The 21927-nt window shown below is 52.3% G+C and carries 23 protein-coding genes and 3 pseudogenes; 9 read left to right on the forward strand and 17 right to left on the reverse strand.

The features are described 5' to 3' along the window. Positions 1 to 375: 375 nt before the first annotated feature. Both G5137_RS18530 and G5137_RS18535 read right to left on the reverse strand, forming a co-directional pair. Positions 376 to 756: a diacylglycerol kinase gene (locus tag G5137_RS18530; protein WP_421255779.1), complete on the reverse strand. Its 381-nt coding sequence runs from the start codon at positions 754 to 756 to the stop codon at positions 376 to 378. Between the two features lie 85 nt (positions 757 to 841). Beyond that, positions 842 to 2467 carry an MCR-3-related phosphoethanolamine--lipid A transferase gene (locus G5137_RS18535; protein WP_421255780.1) on the reverse strand — a complete coding sequence of 542 codons (1626 nt, stop codon included), beginning with the start codon at positions 2465 to 2467 and terminating at the stop codon, positions 842 to 844. 347 nt (positions 2468 to 2814) lie between these two features. Here G5137_RS18535 and G5137_RS18540 point away from each other — a divergent pair, with 347 nt between their 5' ends. Next, positions 2815 to 3381 carry a cytochrome b/b6 domain-containing protein gene (locus G5137_RS18540; protein WP_421255781.1) on the forward strand — a complete coding sequence of 189 codons (567 nt, stop codon included), beginning with the start codon at positions 2815 to 2817 and terminating at the stop codon, positions 3379 to 3381. Between the two features lie 88 nt (positions 3382 to 3469). On the opposite strand, the gene G5137_RS18545 is transcribed toward G5137_RS18540, so the two are convergent. The 13 genes from G5137_RS18545 to G5137_RS18605 form a co-directional block, all read right to left on the reverse strand. After that, a complete protein-coding gene (locus tag G5137_RS18545; protein ID WP_421255782.1) occupies positions 3470 to 4036 on the reverse strand; it encodes a hypothetical protein in 567 nt (188 codons plus the stop codon). Beyond that, positions 4029 to 6332 (reverse strand): replication endonuclease, encoded by a 2304-nt coding sequence (locus tag G5137_RS18550; protein WP_421255783.1) that lies wholly within the window; start codon positions 6330 to 6332, stop codon positions 4029 to 4031. Before G5137_RS18550 ends, G5137_RS18545 begins: the two co-directional genes overlap by 8 nt. Further along, positions 6329 to 6586, reverse strand: a complete 258-nt coding sequence (locus G5137_RS18555; RefSeq protein WP_323893780.1) for a hypothetical protein — start codon at positions 6584 to 6586, stop codon at positions 6329 to 6331. Before G5137_RS18555 ends, G5137_RS18550 begins: the two co-directional genes overlap by 4 nt. After that, positions 6583 to 6894: a hypothetical protein gene (locus tag G5137_RS18560; protein WP_206901623.1), complete on the reverse strand. Its 312-nt coding sequence runs from the start codon at positions 6892 to 6894 to the stop codon at positions 6583 to 6585. Before G5137_RS18560 ends, G5137_RS18555 begins: the two co-directional genes overlap by 4 nt. Further along, on the reverse strand, positions 6872 to 7072 hold the full coding sequence (locus G5137_RS18565) for a hypothetical protein (RefSeq protein WP_216988481.1): 201 nt from the start codon (positions 7070 to 7072) through the stop codon (positions 6872 to 6874). Before G5137_RS18565 ends, G5137_RS18560 begins: the two co-directional genes overlap by 23 nt. Beyond that, positions 7069 to 7275 (reverse strand): hypothetical protein, encoded by a 207-nt coding sequence (locus G5137_RS18570; RefSeq protein ID WP_421255784.1) that lies wholly within the window; start codon positions 7273 to 7275, stop codon positions 7069 to 7071. The genes G5137_RS18565 and G5137_RS18570 overlap by 4 nt, the downstream gene beginning before the upstream one ends. 193 nt (positions 7276 to 7468) lie before the next feature. After that, positions 7469 to 7729 (reverse strand): helix-turn-helix domain-containing protein, encoded by a 261-nt coding sequence (locus G5137_RS18575; RefSeq protein WP_005352009.1) that lies wholly within the window; start codon positions 7727 to 7729, stop codon positions 7469 to 7471. 2 nt (positions 7730 to 7731) lie between these two features. Beyond that, the gene (locus G5137_RS18580) at positions 7732 to 7920 is read right to left on the reverse strand and encodes a hypothetical protein (RefSeq protein ID WP_058056131.1); all 189 of its coding nucleotides are present in this window, start codon (positions 7918 to 7920) and stop codon (positions 7732 to 7734) included. Between the two features lie 65 nt (positions 7921 to 7985). Then, positions 7986 to 8438: a hypothetical protein gene (locus G5137_RS18585; RefSeq protein WP_058056132.1), complete on the reverse strand. Its 453-nt coding sequence runs from the start codon at positions 8436 to 8438 to the stop codon at positions 7986 to 7988. Positions 8439 to 8487: 49 nt separating this feature from the next. Next, complete coding sequence (locus G5137_RS18590; protein ID WP_005351998.1) at positions 8488 to 8712, reverse strand: ogr/Delta-like zinc finger family protein; 225 nt, start codon at positions 8710 to 8712, stop codon at positions 8488 to 8490. 8 nt (positions 8713 to 8720) lie between these two features. Further along, positions 8721 to 9236: a phage regulatory CII family protein gene (locus G5137_RS18595; protein WP_216988478.1), complete on the reverse strand. Its 516-nt coding sequence runs from the start codon at positions 9234 to 9236 to the stop codon at positions 8721 to 8723. A gap of 33 nt (positions 9237 to 9269) precedes the next feature. Then, entirely contained in the window at positions 9270 to 9632 is a 363-nt protein-coding gene (locus tag G5137_RS18600; RefSeq protein ID WP_110303027.1) for a hypothetical protein, read from the reverse strand. A 10-nt stretch (positions 9633 to 9642) separates the two neighbouring features. After that, the gene (locus tag G5137_RS18605; protein WP_110303028.1) at positions 9643 to 9834 is read right to left on the reverse strand and encodes a Cro/CI family transcriptional regulator; all 192 of its coding nucleotides are present in this window, start codon (positions 9832 to 9834) and stop codon (positions 9643 to 9645) included. A gap of 99 nt (positions 9835 to 9933) precedes the next feature. Here G5137_RS18605 and G5137_RS18610 point away from each other — a divergent pair, with 99 nt between their 5' ends. The 7 genes and pseudogenes from G5137_RS18610 to G5137_RS18640 all read left to right on the forward strand — a co-directional run bounded on the left by G5137_RS18610 (position 9934) and on the right by G5137_RS18640 (position 16846). Continuing rightward, entirely contained in the window at positions 9934 to 10629 is a 696-nt protein-coding gene (locus G5137_RS18610; protein ID WP_110303029.1) for a LexA family protein, read from the forward strand. Positions 10630 to 10729: 100 nt separating this feature from the next. Continuing rightward, positions 10730 to 11620 (forward strand): BRCT domain-containing protein, encoded by an 891-nt coding sequence (locus G5137_RS18615; protein ID WP_110303030.1) that lies wholly within the window; start codon positions 10730 to 10732, stop codon positions 11618 to 11620. A gap of 227 nt (positions 11621 to 11847) precedes the next feature. Then, the gene (locus tag G5137_RS18620; RefSeq protein WP_110303031.1) at positions 11848 to 12249 is read left to right on the forward strand and encodes a hypothetical protein; all 402 of its coding nucleotides are present in this window, start codon (positions 11848 to 11850) and stop codon (positions 12247 to 12249) included. Then, positions 12246 to 13304 carry a phage integrase gene (locus G5137_RS18625; protein ID WP_421255785.1) on the forward strand — a complete coding sequence of 353 codons (1059 nt, stop codon included), beginning with the start codon at positions 12246 to 12248 and terminating at the stop codon, positions 13302 to 13304. Before G5137_RS18620 ends, G5137_RS18625 begins: the two co-directional genes overlap by 4 nt. 540 nt (positions 13305 to 13844) lie before the next feature. Continuing rightward, positions 13845 to 14502, forward strand: a pseudogene (locus G5137_RS18630) (IS3 family transposase); the annotation flags it as partial. A gap of 93 nt (positions 14503 to 14595) precedes the next feature. Then, positions 14596 to 15447 (forward strand): annotated as a pseudogene (locus G5137_RS18635) (IS5 family transposase); the annotation flags it as partial. Positions 15448 to 15667: 220 nt separating this feature from the next. Further along, complete coding sequence (locus G5137_RS18640) at positions 15668 to 16846, forward strand: acyltransferase family protein (protein WP_216953306.1); 1179 nt, start codon at positions 15668 to 15670, stop codon at positions 16844 to 16846. Positions 16847 to 16909: 63 nt separating this feature from the next. Here G5137_RS18640 and G5137_RS18645 read toward each other — a convergent pair. Both G5137_RS18645 and G5137_RS18650 read right to left on the reverse strand, forming a co-directional pair. Continuing rightward, positions 16910 to 17544: pseudogene (locus tag G5137_RS18645) on the reverse strand (integrase core domain-containing protein); the annotation flags it as partial. A gap of 175 nt (positions 17545 to 17719) precedes the next feature. Further along, positions 17720 to 18904 carry an 8-oxoguanine deaminase gene (locus tag G5137_RS18650; protein WP_421255786.1) on the reverse strand — a complete coding sequence of 395 codons (1185 nt, stop codon included), beginning with the start codon at positions 18902 to 18904 and terminating at the stop codon, positions 17720 to 17722. A 1357-nt stretch (positions 18905 to 20261) separates the two neighbouring features. On the opposite strand from G5137_RS18650, the gene G5137_RS18655 reads away from it, so the two are divergent. Continuing rightward, the gene (locus tag G5137_RS18655; RefSeq protein WP_421255787.1) at positions 20262 to 21911 is read left to right on the forward strand and encodes an MBL fold metallo-hydrolase; all 1650 of its coding nucleotides are present in this window, start codon (positions 20262 to 20264) and stop codon (positions 21909 to 21911) included. The last annotated feature ends 16 nt before the right edge of the window (positions 21912 to 21927 follow it).

The following is a 21927-nucleotide window of genomic DNA, read 5'->3' on the forward strand; positions in this document are numbered from 1 at the left end:
TCAAATTGGAATTCCTCCAAATTCCTCCATGATTTAATTCAAAGCCCCCTACCCAGGGGGCTTTGTTTTGGCTGAGCACCCATCCTGCCAGAGCCCACCAGTCGCGTTACAGGCCATCGCCGGCTATCTCTTCGCAGCCACACTCCCGAGATCCTTCACGCGCACCTGCGAGCATGAGCGAAGCCTCGAAAGGTCCCTCAACACCCAGCGCGCGCAATCGGGACCCCGCCTCGCCTGCGCGCTTTATGTGTTGAAAATCATGCAGGTGAACGACTGGGGGAGGGTATCGGCTCCCCGCGCCAGCACTGGCTGCGCGGGGGATAACGGATCCTTTTTGCGATCCTTCATTTTCCGTCAGATCCTTTCATGCTCTACTTACCACCACTCCAACAGGTTACGGCCGGTCAGTGCGCCCCAAACAAGGGCATTCAGTGCGAGCGAGATAAAAACAGCGGCAGAACCCATATCTTTAGCCCTGCCAGACAGTTCATGATGCTCAGAGCCAATGCGATCAACGACCGCTTCAACTGCAGAGTTGAGGATTTCTACAATAACGACCAACCAGCTGATGACTATCAACAGTAAAATCTGGTTAAGTCCGTCGCCAACAAAAAATGCCAGTGGCATCAGTAGCAAGATGAGCAATAGCTCTTGGCGAAACGCTGCTTCATGTCGCCATGCAGATGACAATCCTTTCATGCTGTAGTTGGTTGCATGAATGATGCGGGTTATCCCTGTTGCACCTGGTTTAGCCATTTCGTCTTCCTCTCTCGAATTTTAACTTTTACTGCTTACGAAATACCGCAAATAAAGAGGGGCACTCCAGTACCCCAGATAAGGTTTATTGCACTGTCCGGCACTGGCTAAAGATATCCAGTCCTTGGTCATATACCGCTGTATTTACATCCCAGATCCCCAACACAGATGAAAAAATGTTGTCGTGGGAGTAACGGGTATCAGCCGCTTTTTTCTGCAGGCAATTCATATCAAGCCCTTTCTCTTTGGAGAAACCGGGGGACATCCATACCTGCATCGGCACTCGGGTCTGGTCATCGGGGGCAAACTTGTATGGCGTACCATGCAGATACAGCCCCAAGGCACCCAGTGACTCACCGTGATCAGAGACATAGATAAGTGCGGTGTTGTACTTATCTTCATACTTTTTCAGCTTGGCAATCATCTCTGCAATGACAAAGTCGGTGTAACGGATCGTGTTGTCATAGGTATTAGCCAATTCTTCATCCGTGCAGTTTTCGATGTCGCTGCGAGGGCAGTCAGGCAAGAATTGTCGGTGAGTATCTGGGTAGCGTTTGTAATATGTCGGACCATGGCTACCGATCAGGTGGAAGCCAACCAGCTTGTCCCCTTTCATTTGTGCCACCTCATCATCGAGGTTTTGCAATACCACCTCGTCATAGCAGGTGTTTTTATCGCAGAACTGCGGGTGATCTTTCGGTTGGATTTCGATATTTGGCACCCGATCACATACTCCCTTGCAACCACCATCATTCTCTTTCCAGAAAACTGATACCCCGGTCTTCTGCAACACATCCAGGAGCCCCTCGCTATTGCGAGCTCGATTGTCGTCATACTCCTTACGGCCCATGTTGGAGAACATGCAGGGCACCGATACAGCGGTCGCAGTTCCACATGAACGAACATCATTGAAAGAGATCACATCACCACTTTTGCTGGTGAAGGCATTGGTCTCTTTTTCATAGCCGTTCATTGAGAAGTTCTTACCACGAGCTGTCTCCCCGACCACCAGGAACATCAGAGTCGGCTTGTCCTCTTTTGCAACCCGAGTGGCATCATCTCCGACTGTGGTAAAGGGAACAGGCTCAGCCATGTAACGCTTATAGAGATACTTGGTCGTGCTGTAGACAAAATTTGCAGGGACTATTTCACGATTCAGGGTCTGATTGTTGCGTCCAATCGAGGCATAGTCTTGATAGTAAAACGCGGCAATAACACCAATGACAGCGAGCGAGGCCAGCATGGAGACTCCGCGCTGGAAGAGTCCCCTATACCATGTATTTGGATACTCAATTTTCACAAAAAACAGTAATACCGCAGGAACAACCCCAGCCAGCAGTACCCAGGCAACGATAGGTAAATTGATATAGGAGTAAGCTTCGCTCTGGTTGGTCTCGAAGATATTCTGGATCATGTCCCGATCAAACAGGACGCGGTACTTCATCATGGTGTAGCTGACGATAGAGCCAGTAATGAAGAGGAATGCGAAGAAAGGCTTTAGCAAGTAGCGTATCGAAAAAGGCATAAACACGAAGTTTAATGCAGCTACCAGCAGAATTGGTATTGAGATAGCAAACCCTATTTTAAAATGATCAATTTTTGACAGTATTTCGTAAAAGTGAAGTAGAACAGGCCAGTTTAGTAAAAAAGCAAACACTAGCGCCAACAATAAAATAAATGGAACAATCTTTATTTTAACAACTGAAGGCATGACTTCTCCCTGAGAAATTTTGAATTCTTAAATTATTTTTTGCAATCCATTACATGGCATGCGGATAGTAACAGCCTCGCATGAGGATTGATTACGGGGCATTTGTAAAGATTTGTGAAAGTGTGATCTTTATCAATAGCGGGGCATTTGATACAAGATAGTGCTTGAAACTTAAGGAAGAGTTAAGGCCGTATCCTGGTCTCTGTCGGTGGTTTTTTGGTCAAAATGTTTTTTTGTCAATCAGTTGCGTAGCTTAAGCATCTCTTAAGAAATCATCGGCATCATCTCATGCATTCTAGGAACGGCGGGATGGTGGGTGACGGCTCATCATGACGTCTTGAAAGGTTATGGAGAAAATGATGTCGAACAATAATGAAATCAAAGTCTGGGATCTTCTGGTCAGGTTTTTTCACTGGGCGACTGTCGTACTATGTGTGCTCAATCTCTTTATTCTCGAGGAGGGGCATCGTAACCATCGTTATGTCGGCTATACCTTGTCTGGATTGTTGGTGATACGAATCGTGTGGGGCTTTTTGGGGTCTCATTACGCAAAGTTCACTCAGTGGTTTCCCACCCCAGCCCGTGTGACTGGTTACGTCCAAGCGAGCATGAAAGGGGAGCACCCCTATCACGCAGGGCATAACCCTATGGGCTCCTTGATGATTATCTTGTTACTGACCTGTTTGGTTGGTACAGCTGTTACTGGGATTCTGACTAACTATGAGGATCTGTTTGGTGATGAGATAATGGAAGGTATCCATGAGTTTTTTGCCAAAGCGTTGCAGATAGCGATTTTCGTGCATGTATTAGCTGTCATTGCGATTGACCGTTTGACTCACGGCGACTTAATTCGGGCGATGATTACTGGCAAGAAACGTGTGCCATCAGGTGTAGATGTCGTCGATAAATGTTAAAGCGTATTTCATATGGCAAAGAGCGGCTTTCCCGCTCTTTTTTATTTTTATGACTCTTTTGGGTTGATGCGAACAAGCAACATGCAGCTTAGATCGAGAGCGCCCTATGATCTGTGACAATCTGGTGTTTGGTTGGCTGATAAAGAGGGTTGAGCTGTTCGGTTGCGCCTGGGTTGGCGCGGTCGGTGCTGCTGCCAGGTGCGATAAAGAGGGTGCGGCCGGTGATGGCGCAGCGGATGGTGCCGCTCTGGTCGATGTTCACCGGCACCAGGCCATCCACAAGGTGGCACTTGCCCACGGGGCGGCCATCGGCGGAGAGCAGCGGGAGTGTCGGCTGGGATGTGGGGGCCATCAGCTTGGTGGCTTTCTGGCGGCCGGGAATGGCTTGCGGCAGGGAAGGGATCCCTACCCGCTCCAGCCGGAAAACCCGGCGCATCATGGCGATGGCCACCCCTCGAATATGCGGCGGTTGCTGTTGCAGCCATCCAAGCATCCGTTCAGGCGACCATGCCGGTGTGCCGTCAATCTGCGGGCCCATCCGGTATATCTGGCATTCCAGAGCATCATATTGTGCCGCCGTCAGTGGTTTGTAGGTATAGGGCGTATCGGGTAGTTCGCCCTGCAGGGCTTCCAATCTGGAAAATAGGTCAGTCAAACTCTACCTCGTTTATCAGTTCGTCAAACAACGAACTCGGCATATCGTGTTGCTCTGCGCGGTCTAACTTATCCAGCACGCGCCAGAGCTCACACCGATATGGATTGGGCAGATCCGTGATCCACTGATGGCATGCTGCAAATCCGCAAGTGTTGAACAGCTCGTAGCAATCCATCACTAGTGTTGGCCAATGCTCATCATCGGGAGGAATAGTATCGGGCTGTTCGTCCGGTTCTGGTACACCAACCATGGCCCGTAACCATTCCAACTCGATAAGTGGGTCGCCATCGCCCGATAGGGTCAAGCGGCTCGACTGCACCTGCCCGTTCTCCAGCCAGAGGGTGAAACCGTCCACCGTGACGTTGGCACCAGCCCGCAATCGGTCGATGGAGAAGGGCGATAACCCCCATTGTTCCCTCATGATCTGGTCTGCGAAGGCCTCAGGATCCGGCCGCGTACAGTTATTGTCAGAGCTCCAAGGTGCTGGGCTGTCGCCCGCCTTAACCCCAACACCCCTCGCTGCAGCCTCGGCGGCTCTATTGGCAACATAGGTACCTGCAGGCATCACTTCCCACCCTTGCAGGCGGGTCTTGATGCCAAGGCGAGCGGAGGTAATGCCCATCAGGCGTTTGATGTCTTCGCCGTAGCTGTTGGCTTGCTCCTCAATGAGGTGGGCCAGCTTGATCGGGTGTTCGGCACGGGTCGCCAGTGCACCGCCCATGGCGTGCAGGTAACAGCGAAAGATGCCGTTATCTGCGGCAAAGCGAGCCGCCTCAAAGCGCGGGTCTTGCAGCACTGGCTTGGGTGGGCCCACCAGATCGGCATTCTTCTTGGCGTTGCTGATGCGGCGCAGTTCACGCCATACCCCGACTGGAGCACCTCCGATCTGCTGGAAGGTGCGAATGCCCCACCAACTGGCCCAAGCTACGGCATGCAGGGCACCCTCATCGGCGGCGGTACCGGCCTCCTCGTCATCGTCCAGGTAGGCGCCGTCGATGTTCTTGGCAATGTATTTGGCGAGATAGCCGGCGGCATCCCCCTTGGCCGGGTCTATCTCTTTCCAGTCAAAGCGGGGAGTAAAGTCGGTAAAGGGTGGGGTGCCCTTGATATCCCGTACCAGCTCTTCGTGGTCATCGGTCAGGGCATAGCGTTGTAGAATACCGATCACCCGGTTGCGATCTTCCGGGCGCATAAATAGCAGCAGATGCCAGTGCGGGGTGCCGTCGTGGTGAGCCTCGCAAACGCGAAATCCATAAACGGGGGCGTTCCACCGTTTGAGGGCAGCTCTGGTGCGGCTCCATAGCTTGGCCAGATAGGCGCAGGTCTCCCGCGGCGTGGCCCCTTGATATCGCTTGTTCTCTACCGCTTTGCCGTTGTGCTTTTGTGTCCAGGCATGAAAGCGGCTCGGGGCTGTCCAGGTGAAGAAGACCCCCACATGACCCTGCTCCTCGGCATAGTCATTGAACCCTCGCGCCCGCACCATCATTTCGTTGCGGCGGTTCACCGGGTTGGCATTGCTGGCCTCCCAGCAATCCTTCATCGACACGACCAGGTCATAACGCTCGTTCACCACTTCTGACTCGGCCAGCCAGCGCATCATGGCCCGCTTGCGTTCGCGTACCACCTTCATGGTGGCGTTTGATACATAAGCAGATACGCCCTTGCGCACTTTGCCGAGCAGGATATTGATGTGCTCTTGCAGCCTGTCCCAGCAGCGGTTGACGCGCTTCTCCCACCACTTGGCAGAGAGCAGGCGCACCATCACGCTCAAGATCCAGTTATCCCGAGCCTCTTCGGTTTTGAACTTCGGCAGCTCGCCGATAAAACCCCACTGGTCAGCAGGCTGGCGTATCAGCTCCCAGGTCAGCAGCAGATCCGCTTCGGCACCTTCTTTGATGCCCTGCTCGATGTGCTTGTAAATGGCTGCAGTCTGGTTGGCGAACTGGTGGGCAATCTGTTTGCGGCCGGTCTCATCGCGCATCTGTTTCGGATCGACCGGGATGGCCTGGAGTTGCATCCGCACCCACTTGGTTCGCTCCCGCAACCAGATGTTGGCGGAGCGGCAGTGGCTAAAGCTGCCGTCTTTGCGGCGGCGGATGTACTGCTTGAACAGGTTCCTGGTCAACTCGGTGGAGAGCCCATCGAGTAGTTGCATGGCCCAGAGCAGATCGTACTGGCCGCGGTCACCAGCAAAAGCGGCGTCAAAGTTGACGCCGGGCAGAGAGTTGCAAAGGGTATCGATGCGCTGCCGCAGCGTTCTTTTCGACAGCGGCAGGCGTTTGGTCTTGCTGGTCATGCAGAGAGATAACCGGATAGCTGTTTGATGTGGGACTGGCAGCCACGAACGCTCATTTTGGCGTGCTCTTTCAATCGGCGAGCGGCCGCACACTGGCGCAGCAATTGCCTGATGCTGGCGTGGGGGCGGGCAGGTAGCCGGCGCGCATGGGCCAGCTCTCGCTGATAAAGGCGCAGCCGTGCCTCGTCTTCCCGGTAGGTGGCTTGCCAGCGATCTTGCAGGAGCGTGAGCTCCCATTGCAGTCCATGGCTCATTTGATGATCTCCCCCTGTCCATGCAGTGGTGCGCACTCTGCCCACCACTCGGCAATTTCCCGGGCCAGTGCCAACTCCAGATTTGCAGCGGCCAACCAGTAGACGGTGCGCATTGCGCCCAGCGCCAGCAGCTCGGCTACCTGATCCCGGTTGCCTCTGGCATCGCTGCCCGCAGCGATAAACTCGGCGCGGGCGGCAAACCAGTGGGTGGTCAGCTGGCTGACCGGTGTGGTGGGTTGCATATGTGCAGGGCCGGCTTCGCTCTGCTCTTGTTGGGCGTCCAGCTCAAACAGATCGAAGTTGCTCATCGCATGCCTCATCTATTGCCTGAAAGTCCGGCGCATCGATGGCGATATGGCCCGCCTCGATGCGTATTGAGATACCGAGTTCACCACCACAGCAGAGCGGGGCGGTCGGCAGCAATTTCGATTCGTTTTGGGCCAGCCACTCTTTCAGGCTGGCCAGGGTGAACAGCGTGGTACTCATGCCTCATCCTCCATCACCAAATCGTCATCGAGCAGATCCGCAGGCTTGCTGGTCACCACCAGTTGCACCTGGATGTATTCATTCCCCGAGTAGAGTGCGCCCAGGGCGATGCGGTTATCCTCGGCGCGTGCGGCAAACATCTCGGCCAGCAGACCCTCGATCACCTTGGGTGCTTGGTTGGCAATCTTGATGGCATCACTCATGGGCGGGCCCTCCGGTTGAGGTGGTGAAACAGCTGGTGCCAGCGCAATGACTGCTGCGCCTGGACTAACAGGGATTTGCCCTCTGACCCCCGATAGGTAAAAGAAGCAGGGCGAGCTTTGGCGGTCAGCCGCTGCTGAAGGCGCGGCAACTCTGCCAGCGCCTCCTGTTGGGATATGGGGTGGAAGATCTGCCTCATGGCTGCACCTCCGGTGTGGCGATGCCAGTCAGTAGCCAGTCGATGTGCCGTTTCAGCTCCGGGTGGTTGGCAATCAGCAGGAACAAACCGCCGCCAATCTCGCGGTATCCCAGCTCGTAGTTCTTGAGCGTGGTGGGTGGAATACCCAGCAGGTCGGCAAACTTCGGGCGGCTCAATTTCAGCTGTTCCCGCAACTGGCGCAGGCGTTTGGCGGCATGGTGGTTGAGCAGATTGATTTGGGTTGGCTGTGCGGTCATGGTCAGGCTCCTTGTTGAGGTGTGCAGGGGTTGATGCGGCTGAACAGAGAAGCCCAAGCCAGTGCGGTGGAACGCTCGAGCAGCGCCACCCCGTCCGGGTGTTGGCTCAGACGGGCGCCATAGCGGCCCGTCAGCTTGCGTTGCTGGATGCGAAGGTTGCGCAGTGCGCAGGGGATCGCTAAAGTTGCCATGTCGACTTCCTCATACGTTGTTGATAAAGGCCCGCTTGGAGTTGCAGCTCCGTTAAGCGGGCTTTTTAGTGCCCGATAGGTCGCGGGCCTTCTTGGCCAATCTGGCCAGCGACATGCACCGCATGATCCAGTTGCTGGCGTTTGGCCTGTTCTCTCTTCTTCCGCTCGGCTAGTTCTGCTGGCGTCACCTTCACCGACGGGTGCCACACCTTGGGATCACACCCGCTGTGAAACAGCGACTGATAATCCAGCGCAATCACCGCAAGGCGGATCGCCTCACGCTGCTGATAGGGCAGGGCAGAGAGGGTCGCCATCATCAGCGAATCCCACGGCTGGCGGGCGATGGTGCAAATGGCGACGCGCTTGGTCTTGGGCGCATTAAGCCAATCACCGTCAAGGTTTGAACCCGCCCGGTTGAGGTGCTCCCGCAACAGCGCGATGCCTGCGGTATTCATCAGCACCTGCTCCTCGGCGGTCAGACCGGCGATGTTGCGGGGCTCTGGCTGGGTGTGTTGCATGCTGGTTTCTCCTTCACCTGGGCGCAGAATCTGGCGGCCAGTGAGGGGATCACTGGGCCACCTCTTTCACCCTGCGCGGGACAATGGGTAGCACAATGGCCGGATTGGGCATGGCACTGGGGCTGATGGTTGCGATGATTTCGAACCCCGCCTTGAAGGTGTGGCCGCAATCCACATTGCTGCATTGATAAGTGGCGATGCCGCAAAGCGGGCTCATCCGGATGGATGTGCGAGTGCTGGCGCGGGCACCACAGTGGGGGCAAATCAGTCTCATGGCTTCTCCTATGCGCCCAGTGCTGCACGCGCCATATCAGCGGCACACGCAAGACCAGGGACGGCGTGAAAGCGGTCTTCGACCTCGGTAGCCAGCAGCACAAGGTGCTCAATGCCAGCCCAGATGCCGGTGACGACGGTGTTTCGGTTGGATTTGGTGACGCGGTCACCGGCAAGCAGCGTGGTCGCCTGAGCGGTGACGCCCAGGATCTGGGCCCCCGCATTGAGTGCCTGCTGGGCACGTGCTTCTGGTGCTGCGGCCGCAGCCGCCGGCAAGCGCACGGCCGTCAACTGGCAATCAAACAGCAGCCCGTCGAACAGGGTGTCGTCACCGGTGACGCGGTAAAGGTCGATAAGGTCAGTCGCAGTCAACTTGTGCCGCGCCTGAGCCGGGTTGAACTTGTTGCGCAGCACATCGGCACTCATGCCGATCTGCGCAGCCAGGTCGGCAAGGTTGTGCACCTGCTTGAAGCGGTCGCAAGCACTGGCGAAATGGCGGTGTATGTTTTGTTGACAGTTAGACACTTTCAGCTCCTGTTCGCAGTCGCTACTGTGTGATCAAGCCACAGAGCGGGACGTGGGCTTCTTGGTCAGCGCACGGCTTGCCAACCGCCGTCCGGAGTTCTCATTGACCAGCTTGAAATACTGCTCCGGCTCGCTGGCCATATCGCGCCAGCGCACCAGATTGACCCAGGGCTGATCGCCGGCGCGTAGCTTGGGAATGATGGGAATGCGGCCATCGGCAATCATGTCCTGGGCGGTGCGCTTGGGGAGCTTGAACTTGTAGACGTCGAGCAGCATGTCCAAAAAGGCATCGAGCGGAATGGCCGGCAGGGCTTGCAAGGCCAGCCCTTGCTTGATGGCCGCTAGCTCACGCAGTACCTCGGTGATGGGCTCGACAGGATGGTTTTCCATCGTCATGGCGATCTCCTTAATGTGCTGTACGCGAGTGCTTTGTTGTTGGGGTAGCTTTCAACTTCCCGCCAGTCAGCACTTCGATTTGATAGGCTCGGCCTTTGGGAATGTCGCTTCCCCAGCGGGATACAGCTGGCTCTGAAATGTTCAAGGTTCTGGCTAGCTCTGCTGCACTTCCGAAGTAACTGATTGCGTCCTCTTTTTTCATGACCTCTTTTCCGACCTTAAGTTTGGATTGAACTGAGCCTAACTTAACTTCGGTAAAGTATCAACCTTTTGTTCGGATTGCCGAGGTTAAGCTAGAGCGATGACAATAAGTGATCGCATTTTCAGTAGACGAACGGCTCTGAATCTCTCGAAGACTGCACTTGCCAAAGCCATTGGTGTGAGTGACGTTTCAGTAGGGAAGTGGGAGTCTGGTTTGAACCAGCCGAAAGGCCGCTATCTCAATGACTTGGCGGCAGCGCTGGGGGTATCTGTTGACTGGCTTTTGGCCGGTGGTGGGGAGGGGGCGACGGCTCCTTCCCAAGAAACTATGCCCGGCTATCACAACGTCGAACCGGCAGTGATACCGCAGGGTAATCGTGTTCCGATTCTGAGCTATGTCCAAGCTGGTAACTGGCGGGAGATGTGCGAGCAGGCCACGACCTTCGACGGCAATGTCGAGTATGTGTCTGCCAGTATCGATATTGGCCCTCGTGGCTTCGGTCTCTGGCTGCGCGGCAATTCCATGACTCCGATCTTTAATGAAGGGGACTTGGTGATCGTTGACCCTGATGAGTCACCTCGCCCTGGCGATTATGTTGTTGCCAAGAACGGTAGCGAAGGAGCTACTTTCAAGAAGTTCCGACCCCGCGGCATCGATGAAAACGGGCAAGAGGTGTTTGAGCTTGTCCCCCTTAATGATGATTACCCTTCCATGCACTCCGATCGGCAGCACATCGAGATCATCGGCGTGATGGTAGAACACAGAATATTTAGAAAAAGAGTAACAGGGCGCTAATAGGCCCTGTTTTTGCATCCGTTGCCAGCTTATAGCCAAACCAAGATGAAAAAACATTGGTCGACATGCTTGGGCTGACAAGACGTTTTAGGGAGAAAACATGTCAGAGTTCCATGATGTTCCAATGTCATTCGGTTACAAGCGCAATAAGCAAAAAGCCCTGATCAGCCTTCACGGTATTTTGAGCGGAATCACAGCTGATCAGCGTCTCAATGATACTGAAGTCCTCTTTATGGCTACTTGGTTGAAATCGGATTCCGAGTTCAAAAAAGATGGTGATTTCCTCGATATTCAAGACCTCATCCATGATGTTCTCGAAGACGGTGTTATCACTGCTGATGAAAAAGAAGACCTGCTGAACCTACTCAACGATGTGTTGCAGTACAACGAAATTGAGCACGACAACATGGATGCGCTGGTTAACATGCTGCTTGGTTTCCTGCAGGGCATTAGTGCTGATAGCAACATTGTTGAGCAAGAGGTTCTCGCGCTCAGTTCATTATTACTTAAGCACCGTGACCTCTTGGCCTCTTGGCCGGGTAGTCTGCTGTTCAGCCGCCTCAACGATATTCTGTCCGACGGTAAGATCACTGAAGATGAACGAGAAGACCTATTGGAGCTGGTAAAACAAATCTCTGGCCAGCGTTTCACTGAATCAGGTTTAGCTGCCGGATTGGCGACTGAGTTCTTTGCTGATGGAGATGTGATGACTCTCCAAGGCAAAACAGTATGCTTCACAGGAAAATTCCTATCCGACACCCGCCATAACCTAGAACAGCAAGCTAAGCTGCTTGGCGCTTCTCCAATTAAGGGAGTTACAACTCATCTTGATGTGTTGATCGTCGGGAGTTTAGCTAGTCGAGATTGGATGTTCACCAGCCATGGACGCAAGATTGAAGCCGCTATCAAAGCCAAGGAAAAAGGGCAGGACATCCAGATCATCAACGAAGAGGACTGGGTGCGGATCGCCTCGGAACCGTTGGCGGTATAGCCGCCAGCCATCGGTGTAGCGGTTGGTTTGTCTGCAATGGCGGTTCTTATTGCTCCTCCTGCAAAGAAATATGCAAACCATATCGACATGATGGCGGACACGTCTGCTGGCACCCATGTATATGACGCCAGCAGACACAAAAATGCAGCGGTACAATACGGCGAAAAAATAGATACCCGTTGGTCATCATTGAACCAGTCGAGATTATATGAATTTAGGGGGAGATTATGCCTGCACTAATTGGTCTGTATATTTTCATCAGTACGGTGCTTTCATTCTATGACTTCGATTTTACTGAAGAGACGTACTTGCCAGGAGCTGCTTGGCATTCGATGAAATGGCAAACACTTTACATGTCCAAAGAGCAAATGGGAGTTTACTTTTCTGATTTGGGTGTGATTGGAGCCGAAAGACTTGGCGTTGAAGGATTGGATAAGGATGACATCCATGATATAGCAAATAACTTGCGTCAAAGAAGTGGAAAGGAGGCATTAGACTATCCATGGCAAGGACCAATCTCATTTTCCTACATTACATATGTGAGGCCGTTAATTCTTCTGGCATTAGACACTAATGCAATTCAATACGAATTAGGCAAAGAGGTCATAATGGAAAAAATTGGATTATGACCATCCGCAAACTTGACGACGGCAAGCCACTACCTTGGCTTGCCGATATTCGCCCAGGTGGTCGCAATGGGCCGCGCAGGCGCAAGCGATTTGCCACCAAAGGCGAGGCGGCTGCTTGGGAGCTGTGGCAGCTTGAACAGTTCGCTGAAAAACCTTGGCTGGGTGATGATGAGCAGGCAGCCGAACCTGTGGCAGATACCCGGCGCTTGTCTGATCTGGTTGAACGTTGGTATGGCCTGCATGGTCAGAGCTTGCGTGATGGTGAGCAGCGTCGGTCCAAACTGCTGCTGATCTGCGAAAGCTTGGGCAACCCACTGGCTGCTGAGTTTACGGGTAATGACTTTGCCAAATACCGTGAGGCGCGTCTCTCTGGCGTAGTGAGCGATCGACGGGCGGCGACGCAAGAAGGGAAGGGGGTGAGCGCATCGACGGTGAACCGTGATCACGCTTATCTGCGAGCAGTGTTCAATGAACTAAAGCGGTTGGGTGAGTGGACGGCAGAGAATCCGTTGGCCGGGATGCGGCTTTACCGGGTTTCCGAATCAGAGCTGGCGTTTCTGTACCCTGACGAGATCAAGGCATTGCTCGAGGCCTGTGACACTGCCAGCAATCCAGATCTCGGCATTGTGGTGCGGCTCTGCTTGGCCACAGGGGCGCGTTGGGGAGAAATCCAGGACCTGACCCAGTCGCAGGTGTCACAGAACCGGTTGACCTTCACTCATACCAAGGGGGGCAAACGTCGAACCGTGCCCATTAACCAAGAGCTGATCGACATTATCCCCAAGCGCAGGGGAAAACTGTTCAGTGAGTGCTACCACCATTTTGAATCCGCCATCAACAAGGCTGGGATCCAGCTACCGGCGGGGCAGAGTACCCATGTGTTGCGGCACACCTTTGCCAGCCATTTTATGATGAACGGTGGTAACATTCTGGTGCTGCAAAAGATACTCGGGCACTCGACCATCACCATGACGATGCGCTATGCCCACTTTGCCCCAGACCACCTTGAGGATGCGTTGCGGCTCAATCCGCTGACAGTGAACAAGCTGCGGTAGTGTCCACATTTGATCCACACAGCTCGCAGAACACCGCATTTTGTCACTCTATGTCGCATTCATAACTCATTGTTTTAAAATAACTATTTGATTTTAAAGGCTTGCCAATAGCATTTAAAATCCCTCGGCGTTCGCGTCGTGCCGGTTCGATTCCGGCCTCGGGCACCATTAAAATCAAATAGTTACAAAAGGCCGCTAGCAATAGCGGCCTTTTTGTTTTGCCTAAATGGCGACAAAGTGGCGACAGCGATTGTGCTGAGTCCACAGCTTCATAACAACAAAGCCTGCTGAAGGCAGGCTTTTATCGGGTCTGTATATAGCCGAGGAATTTACCGCGTGGGTTAGGGTATGGCCGATTACTTCCACCACTCCTTGCTTGGTAAGTTATTCCATTCTCCAACCGGGTATTCATGGCCATGAAAGCGCAGTGTTGTGCTCAATGTTCTCTTACTGGTGGTCTGAAAGGCTCCGTCCTGCTCTACGGTCCCTGTTTTCGCTTTGGTTACTACTCTCAGATCATTTAGCCCGTTAGATATCCCTGACAGGACTTGGAGGAAAGCCCTCATCACTTTGGTCTGCTGCGCTTGCGATGCTCCCTCGTTCTGTTTTTATGATTATCTGGTTCGTAGGAGAGTAATTAACCGTGAGTGCATGCAACAGTGCCGTTAGTTGCGCCGTTTGTTCAAAGAGAGCCGGGATTCCGCAGGCAGTCGCGCCTTGATGTCGATGATGCGAACGCTGGGGTATCAGATTGGCCGATTCAAAGTCCGTAACCTGATGAAGGAATCCGGGTTGGCATCCAAACAGCCGGGCGCACACCGTTATAAGGTGCCCGGTCTGCACGACCGGATATTCCCGATCTGCTGGTCCGCAAATTTGATGTCCAGCAACTCAATCAGGTGTGGCTATATCACCTAGGTTTGGGCAGGGGCTAGTTGGCATTATCTGGTTGTGATGCTCGACCTGCATACCCAGCGAGTTGTGGGCTGGACGATCTCTGGTAAGCCTGATGTAGATCTGGCCATCAAAGCTCTGGAGATGCCCTATCAGCAGCGGGCTTGTCAATCATGGTGGTAACTGCTGGGATAACGTCCCGATGGAGTTGCTGTTCAGAAGCTTGAAGTCACAGTGGCTCCCAGCAACGGGATACCTGAACCTGCGGGAAGCGAAGCTGGATATCAGCTATTACCTGATGGATTGCTAGGCGTTGTTGCCCAAATCGATGCAGCTTGAATGGAACTAGCTGAGGACTCGGTGATCTGCTCATCACCATCCTCTTCAAGTTTGCATCATGGGCATTTCGCTGCACCCCATCACCAACTGGCCTAAATACAACAAGTCTTTGATTCACCGTGGTTCACCCACTTTCTGGGTTGATGCCGAGGCCATGAGCAACTGGTTTCACCACGACTATCACGGACGGCAAGGCCGCAGCCAGTTCTACACCAACCAGACCATCTGTACCTTCCTGATGCTCAAGGGAATTTTCAACTTCACCCCGCGGGCCACTCGGGGACTACTCGACTCCCTGCTCGAGTTGAGGAATCTGGCGTTGTGCGCACCGGACTATAGCTGTGTCTGCAAGCGAGCCCGTATGGTGAAAGTGGCTTATCGCTCCCCCCAAGGGGACGCGTTACCGACTTGGTTATCGACTCAACCGGGCTGAAGGTGTTTGGTGAAGGTGAGTGAAAGGTCAGCAAACACTGCGCCGAAAAACGGCGAGTGTGGCGCAAGTTGCATCTGGCGGTAGATCCGGTGAGCCACGATATCGTGGCGGCGGAAGTCTCGCTGGGACATGTTTATGCGGATGGCGCCGACGACAGTAAAGCCAGCCATCAGCTTATCTAGCGCACAGGGGGCGACAGCCTGTATCCTGACTAGCGAAAGCACGGCGTTATGGAAAAGGGACACCCGAGAAATGATGCTGTGTTGTGATGCGCAAGGAAGGGCTAGCGGACTGGAAGAAGATATCGGGGTATCACCGTCGCTCGCTGGCCGAGACGGTGATGTATCGGTTCAAGCAGTTGTTGGCGGGGAAAATCAGTCTGCGTAACTAAACGGCCAAGTGGGAGAAGTCATGGCGTATGTAAGCGCCATAAACAAACTCAATACCCTGGGTCTACCTGTCAGAAAACCCCGAGTGTTGCGGTCACCAGGGGCTGGGGAAGTCATGACTTGCTGGGGGATTTGGGCAACAACGCCGATTACTACAACTGGCGGCATCCACATCAACACAATTACGGGGTCACGCCAGCAAAAGCCGAGGATCCGCCTAATCAAGAGTCCGGATTTAGTTGACCACTACAGACTGTGCTTGAGTTCATGTTACAATTTGTCAATCTTTCACTATCTACGTCAACCATATGCAAAACCAGAAAAGCAATAGGATTGATTTCGCAAACACTCTAAGAGGCTTTGCTGCATTAGCTGTAGTTATTTCACATTACTATGGCGTTTTTTGGTCAAGCCGTGCAGCTGTAGAGGTGTTAACAAATGCGCCAATGCTTCCCTTTGAAACGCATGCAATTCCTATTTATGTTTCATTATTAAACGCCTTTTCATTATTTAATTGGGGGGCATATGGTGTAGCATTATTTTTTATCATTAGTGGCTTCGTAATTCCATTTTCTTTGCAAAAAACAAGTTGGTTTGGTTTTACTATCAATCGAATGCTGCGAATTGTGCCAACATATATTGTAGGTTTTAGTATTACGTTGGTTGCCATTTTAATTAGCTCGCATTATTTTTCAAGGGAGTGGCCATTCACTACTCAAGAGGTATTGATTCATTACATACCTGGTATTAGAGATGTCTTATGGTCAAGAGGTATTGATGGAATAGTGTGGACGCTAGAGATAGAAATGAAGTTTTATTTTGTCTGTGCGTTATTGATTGTGCTATTTCGAAAGCAATCAACCATGGTTTTTTTAGCCCCGATATTTATCTTCATAGCATCGATTGTTATTAATAAGTATATTCCCGGTTGGGGTAATACGGATGCAAGGTTGTGGCAATTGGCAATGACCTTTATGACAGTGTCGCAATATATTATATATATGTTCATTGGGGTGGTGTTTCACTATGTCCAACGTGGTCGTATTGAAAGAGACAAAGCATATCTTTTAATTGGAGTGATTTTTTGCCTTTTCTGTTTGCAATGGTATATTGGCCCCGCAGCTGCCGGAATAACGGTAGCATGGAGCTATGCATTTGCATTGCTGACCTTCATTTTTGCATTTACGTATCAGGATTTTTTCAGGTCAAACAAGTTCTTCGATTTCCTGGCAGATATAAGCTACCCACTTTATGTGATACATGGTGTCGCTGGCTATGTAGCGCTTAGAATCTTACTCGATCTTGGCATGAAAGCTTGGGTTTCACTGTTGATTGTGACTGGTGGGTGCATATTTTTATCTTGGGTTTTACATAAGCTAGTGGAAAAGCCATCCCAACGAGTTGGTAAAAAATTGGCTGGCTACTTTATTATCAAAAAAAATGACTGTAGAGTTAATAATGAAGTGGCCGTTAGTCATTTAAATTAAGTCTATTAAGCTGCTGTACAGATCTAGTTATCACCTGACACCGGCCTCAAGCCGGTGTCTTGTTTACGCTACTTTAGAGCGCACTTCCTTCGGTATCAATTTCAGACCCTTCTTGAACATGCTGTAGGGCGTCAGTCCCTCCATCATCCTGCCCTGATGCGGCCGCTGGGTGTTGTAGTGCGCCAGGTAGCTACCCAGGTCTGTCTGCATCTGCTCTACCGACTCATACCAGGTCGTCCTCCCCTTGATACGGAAGTGTTCATCCAGCAGTGTGCGATGCAGCCGTTCGATAAAGCCGTTGCTCTGCGGCCTGCGTACCTTGGTTGTCCGGTGCTCAATCCCCTCCAGTTGCAGGAACAGCTCGTAGGGATGATGGTCTGGGCGCCCACAGAACTCGCGCCCGTTATCCGACAGGATGGTATAGACCCGTGCCTCGTGGGCCTCGAAAAACGACTGTACCGTTTCATTGAGCACATAGACCGAGGTCACCGGCAGCTTGCTGGTGTAGAGCCGTCCCCAGGCGTGGCGGCTGTAGCAGTCCAGCACGGTTTGCAGATACACCTGCCAACCCCTTGGATCGCGCCGACGAAGAAGGAGCCGACAGCCACCAGTTCTCCGGTGTAGTGGACCTCAATCTGACGTTCTCGAAACTCTGGGCTGAGACGCTCGAACAGGCGAAGTTACTCGTCATTGAGCTCTTTGGCGAGCTCTGGCAGGCTGAGTTTTTCTCGTTGCAGGTCTACGGTGACTCCAGATAACACAGTAGGGGGCTCTGTTTTGTTATCCGGTTTGAAGCCATATGACCACTCCCTTTTGTGGACAACTGTCAGGTAATACCAACTCCATACAGCCAGGGAGTGGCACCAGAGTCGGCTAGCCATGCACCAGCGCGGCGGCGGCCACCTTGTGACGGGCAATAAGCTGCTCGATATCCAGCCCCTCGATGGCACCATCCACCACCCGCCACTTGCCACCCACCATCACCCGATCGGCCCGCTCGGCGCCGCACAAGATCAGGGCCGCGATGGGGTCGTGACTGCCGCTAAAGCGCAGGTCGTCGAGCTTGAACAGCGCCAGATCTGCCTGCTTGCCGGGCAGCAGCTCACCGAGATCGCCGCGCCCGAGCAGCCGGGCCGAACCTACGGTCGCCCACTCCAGCACCTTGCGCGGAGTGATGCGCTCGGCGCCGTAGCGCAGCCGCTGCAGATAGAGCGCCTGACGGGCCTCCTGCATCAGGTTCGAGGCATCGTTGGAGGCCGAGCCATCCACCCCGAGCCCCACCGGCGCACCAGCCGCCTCCAGATCCAGGGTCGGGCAGATGCCGGAGGCGAGCCGCATATTGGAGACCGGACAGTGGCACACCCCGGTGCCCGCCGCCCCCAGCCGCGCAATCTCGTCCGGATTGAAGTGGATGCCGTGGGCCAGCCAGGTGCGATCGCCAAGCCAGCCCACCTTTTCGAGATAATCGACGGTGCGCAGGCCAAAGCGTGCAAGGCAGAACGCCTCCTCATCCAGCGTCTCCGCCAGATGGGTGTGCAGCCGCACATCGAGCTCGGCCGCGAGTCTGGCGCTTTCCACCATGATCTCCTCGGTCACCGAGAAGGGGGAGCAAGGGGCCAGCGCAATCTGGATCTGCGCCCCGGCGCCGCGCTCGTGATACTGGCGCACCAGCCGCAGACTGTCATCGAGGATCTGCTGCTGCCCCTGCACCGTGTGGCGCGGCGGCAAGCCCCCCTCATCTTCGCCAAGGCTCATGGAGCCACGGGTCAGCATGGCGCGCATCCCCAGCTCACGCACCGCCGCCACCTGAATATCGATGGACTCCTCCATCCCGCGCGGGAAGAGGTAGTGGTGATCGGCCGCCGTGGTGCAACCCGAGAGCAGCAGCTCCGCCATCGCCACCTTGCTCGCCAGCGCCAGAGCGTCGGGCGTCAATCTGGCCCAGACCGGATAGAGAGTCTTGAGCCAAGGGAAGAGCGGCTGATTGACCACCGGCCCCCAGGCACGGGTCAGGGTCTGGTAGAAGTGGTGGTGGGTATTGATAAGGCCCGGCAGCACCACATGGTCGCGAGCATCGAACAGCTGTTCGCACGGTCGGGCAGGCAGGCTGTTGGCCTGCCGCCAGCACCTCGCTTATCAGACCGTTTTCAATCACCAGCCCGCCGCGGCCATCGACCGTTTCGGGGGTAAAGGTGGCAAGGGGGTTTTTAATCCAGATACGGGTAGCGGACATGGCCGACTCCTCCATCAGTGACACATAGGGGTGAGCCAGCTCAGTTATACCCTGTCTGCTGATCTAGAGGCGGCGGTCAGCGACCGCGGCCAACCCAGTCTAGACATACGGCGCAAAAAGTCTGTGATCGCCGTTTTGAATCAAGGTGATAGCGACGGATTACCCAAGGCGACCATCCACACAAGGTTTACCCCGCAATTAATCAACCAGTGATTAACAAAAGCTTGTGCCAGCGCAAAAAAACCTCTGGTTTCTGATAGTTGCGTGATAGCCGCCATAGTTAAGCGCTCAATGAATCCGTAAGATATTTGGCGGCGCCTGTTGGCCCCTTTTCCCAAACCAAGGTCAACGGCGCAATGTGGCAGCGACAGTCAGGGGCGGTAGCGTCTTTCACGGAGACCAGCCGGTCTCCCGCCCCTGCGCCAAGGCAACCGTCCCCTCTCCTCCTGCGGGAGAGGGTTAGGGTGAGGGGTCGCCAACCCCGTTGGCATGACTTCGCCAGCAGGGTCGGTAGGGTCGATTAGCGAAGCGTAATCGTCCGCGGTAACCGCTCCCCTTACAGGTGAAGCCCATGGCGCAATCCGCCAAGCCTGTTGCCGCAAGCAAACCCGCGTCGAATAGAGGTGCAATTCACTTCGTTCATTGCACCCTACGGTATGGGACAAACGGGATCACCCCGGCGAACAACAAGGGGCAACACCCAACCCGCAACGCCGAGGCCGGTTAACAGGCGTAGGGTGCACCAAGCGCAGCGCATTGCACCACGGTAACAGCCCCCAGCCTATTCGGGGCAATGATCGGGCGGGTTGTTAGCTCAAAGTCAGCCCCTCGACCACCCTATGGCGAGAGCAGATTGTCACTCCTATGCAACAGGTGTCATCGCCATGGTTGCATAGGTGAAAAATCATGGTGAGTATAACGGCAAGCGGCACCCATCCCTTTCGGGAAGCGGTTTTATATTGAAGGCCCGATAGTAAGTATTTCACCGTAATAACGACTTATTTCTCGAACCTCTGATTATGCTTCGTCAATCGAACCTACGGCCTTCTAAACGATGATCTAATGCTTGATTCTACGAAATCCAAAAATATTTTTCTTTAGCACAGCAATATGAAAACTAACTAGCCACCTAAAAGGCATCAGAATCAATTAAATTTTTTATTGAAAAAACAAGGAGGTTTTATGCTAAAAGTGAACTTTGTTGGCGCTGTTAATGGCGTCAGTGGCTCTTGTTCTTGGTTACATCACACTGACTCGGACATTCAATTTCTTGTCGATTGTGGTGCTTATCAAGGTGGTGATGAGCCGCAAAGAGTAGAAAAGTTTGAGGATTTTCCATTCGATGCAGAGCAAATTAGCTTTATTTTACTTACCCATGCCCACCTAGATCATTGCGGTTTAATTCCTACATTAATTGAGTATGGTTTCACTGGAAAAGTCTATGCCACTAAAGCTACTAAAGAAATTGTAGAGGTAATGTTGTTGGACTCATTAAAAATAAGCGGAATGGACCAATGTCTTTTAAAAGAAATATCATGGTTTTTGATTGATGAACAACCATTTAAATGGGGGCAAACAATATCTCTATCAGATGGACTAAAGTTTACATATTTACGAAGTAGCCATATTCTTGGAGCTGCTCACATTTCATTATCTTGGAAAACCCCAAATAGTCCTGACAGCAAATGGAAAACTATTTTGTTTAGTGGCGATATCGGTGTTAATGTAGATGGTGCTGAATATTTACCGTTACTCAAATCTGAACATTACCCTTTTCCGCAAACTGACTATATGGTCATAGAGTCAACATATGGTTCTAGAAACAGAGAACCAACAGTTAAATCAAAAGATAACCGTATCGCTGAACTGTGGAAAGTTATTAACAACGTTTGTATAAATAATGACGGCACACTGTTAGTTCCTGCATTTTCATTGCATAGAACTCAGGAGTTAATATGTGACATCTGGGCTGCAATTGAAAAAAACATGCCACCAACTTATGATGAAAATAACAAGCCAAAGAGATTTCCATGGTGTGTCCACTCGCCTCTTGGTAATAAAATATCAACTATTTATAGCGATAGGCTATTTGATAAAACATCGACTGGAAAAGGCATGTACATAAATGAGTCATTATTGCAAACACTGGGGTTTGATGACTATTCAAAATTAAAATACCTTTTTGAAAAAGATAATAATGTGTCCGAACGTCAAATTTTAAGAAAGATTGGTACCAATCAAAAATCCTCAATCAAGACACCAGAAGATGTTATCCGAAAAAGACACAAAATAATTATTGCAAGCTCAGGAATGTGCAATGCAGGGCCTGTTGTCGATTATCTTGATTTATTATCTGATAATTCCAATAATGCGATTATAATTACTGGTTATCAGGCCAAAGAAGCCAATGGTAGCTCCACGCTAACTCAAAGAATGAAAAATAGTAAAGCATCTATTTTTGACTTCTCCAGTTATTACTCTGCCCATGCTGATCAGTCTGGTCTAGTTGATTTCGTTTTGAACACTCAAAACACTGAACAATCCAATTGCAACCCTGTAACAATATTCATTAATCACGGTTCAGATGATAGTAAGGCTGGACTAAAAAACAAATTAATTGAAGGTGGAGATCTGTCAAAGAGAAAAATAAAAGACATATATCTTGCAAGCTCACAATGGTTTGATCTTGACGCGGGTACCTATCTTCCAGATACATCAGATGATACGCTCACTCTATCATTAGATCAAAAAATAGACTTGTTAGGAAATGAATTGAAAGAAATAAAGATCATGCTCAGAAGACTGCTGAGAAAAACTACACTAAAGAAGTGAACTGTCATTCATATTA

It is taken from the genome of Aeromonas sp. 600282 (assembly GCF_049175755.1).
GTDB classification, from domain to species: Bacteria; Pseudomonadota; Gammaproteobacteria; order Enterobacterales; family Aeromonadaceae; genus Aeromonas; species Aeromonas veronii_A.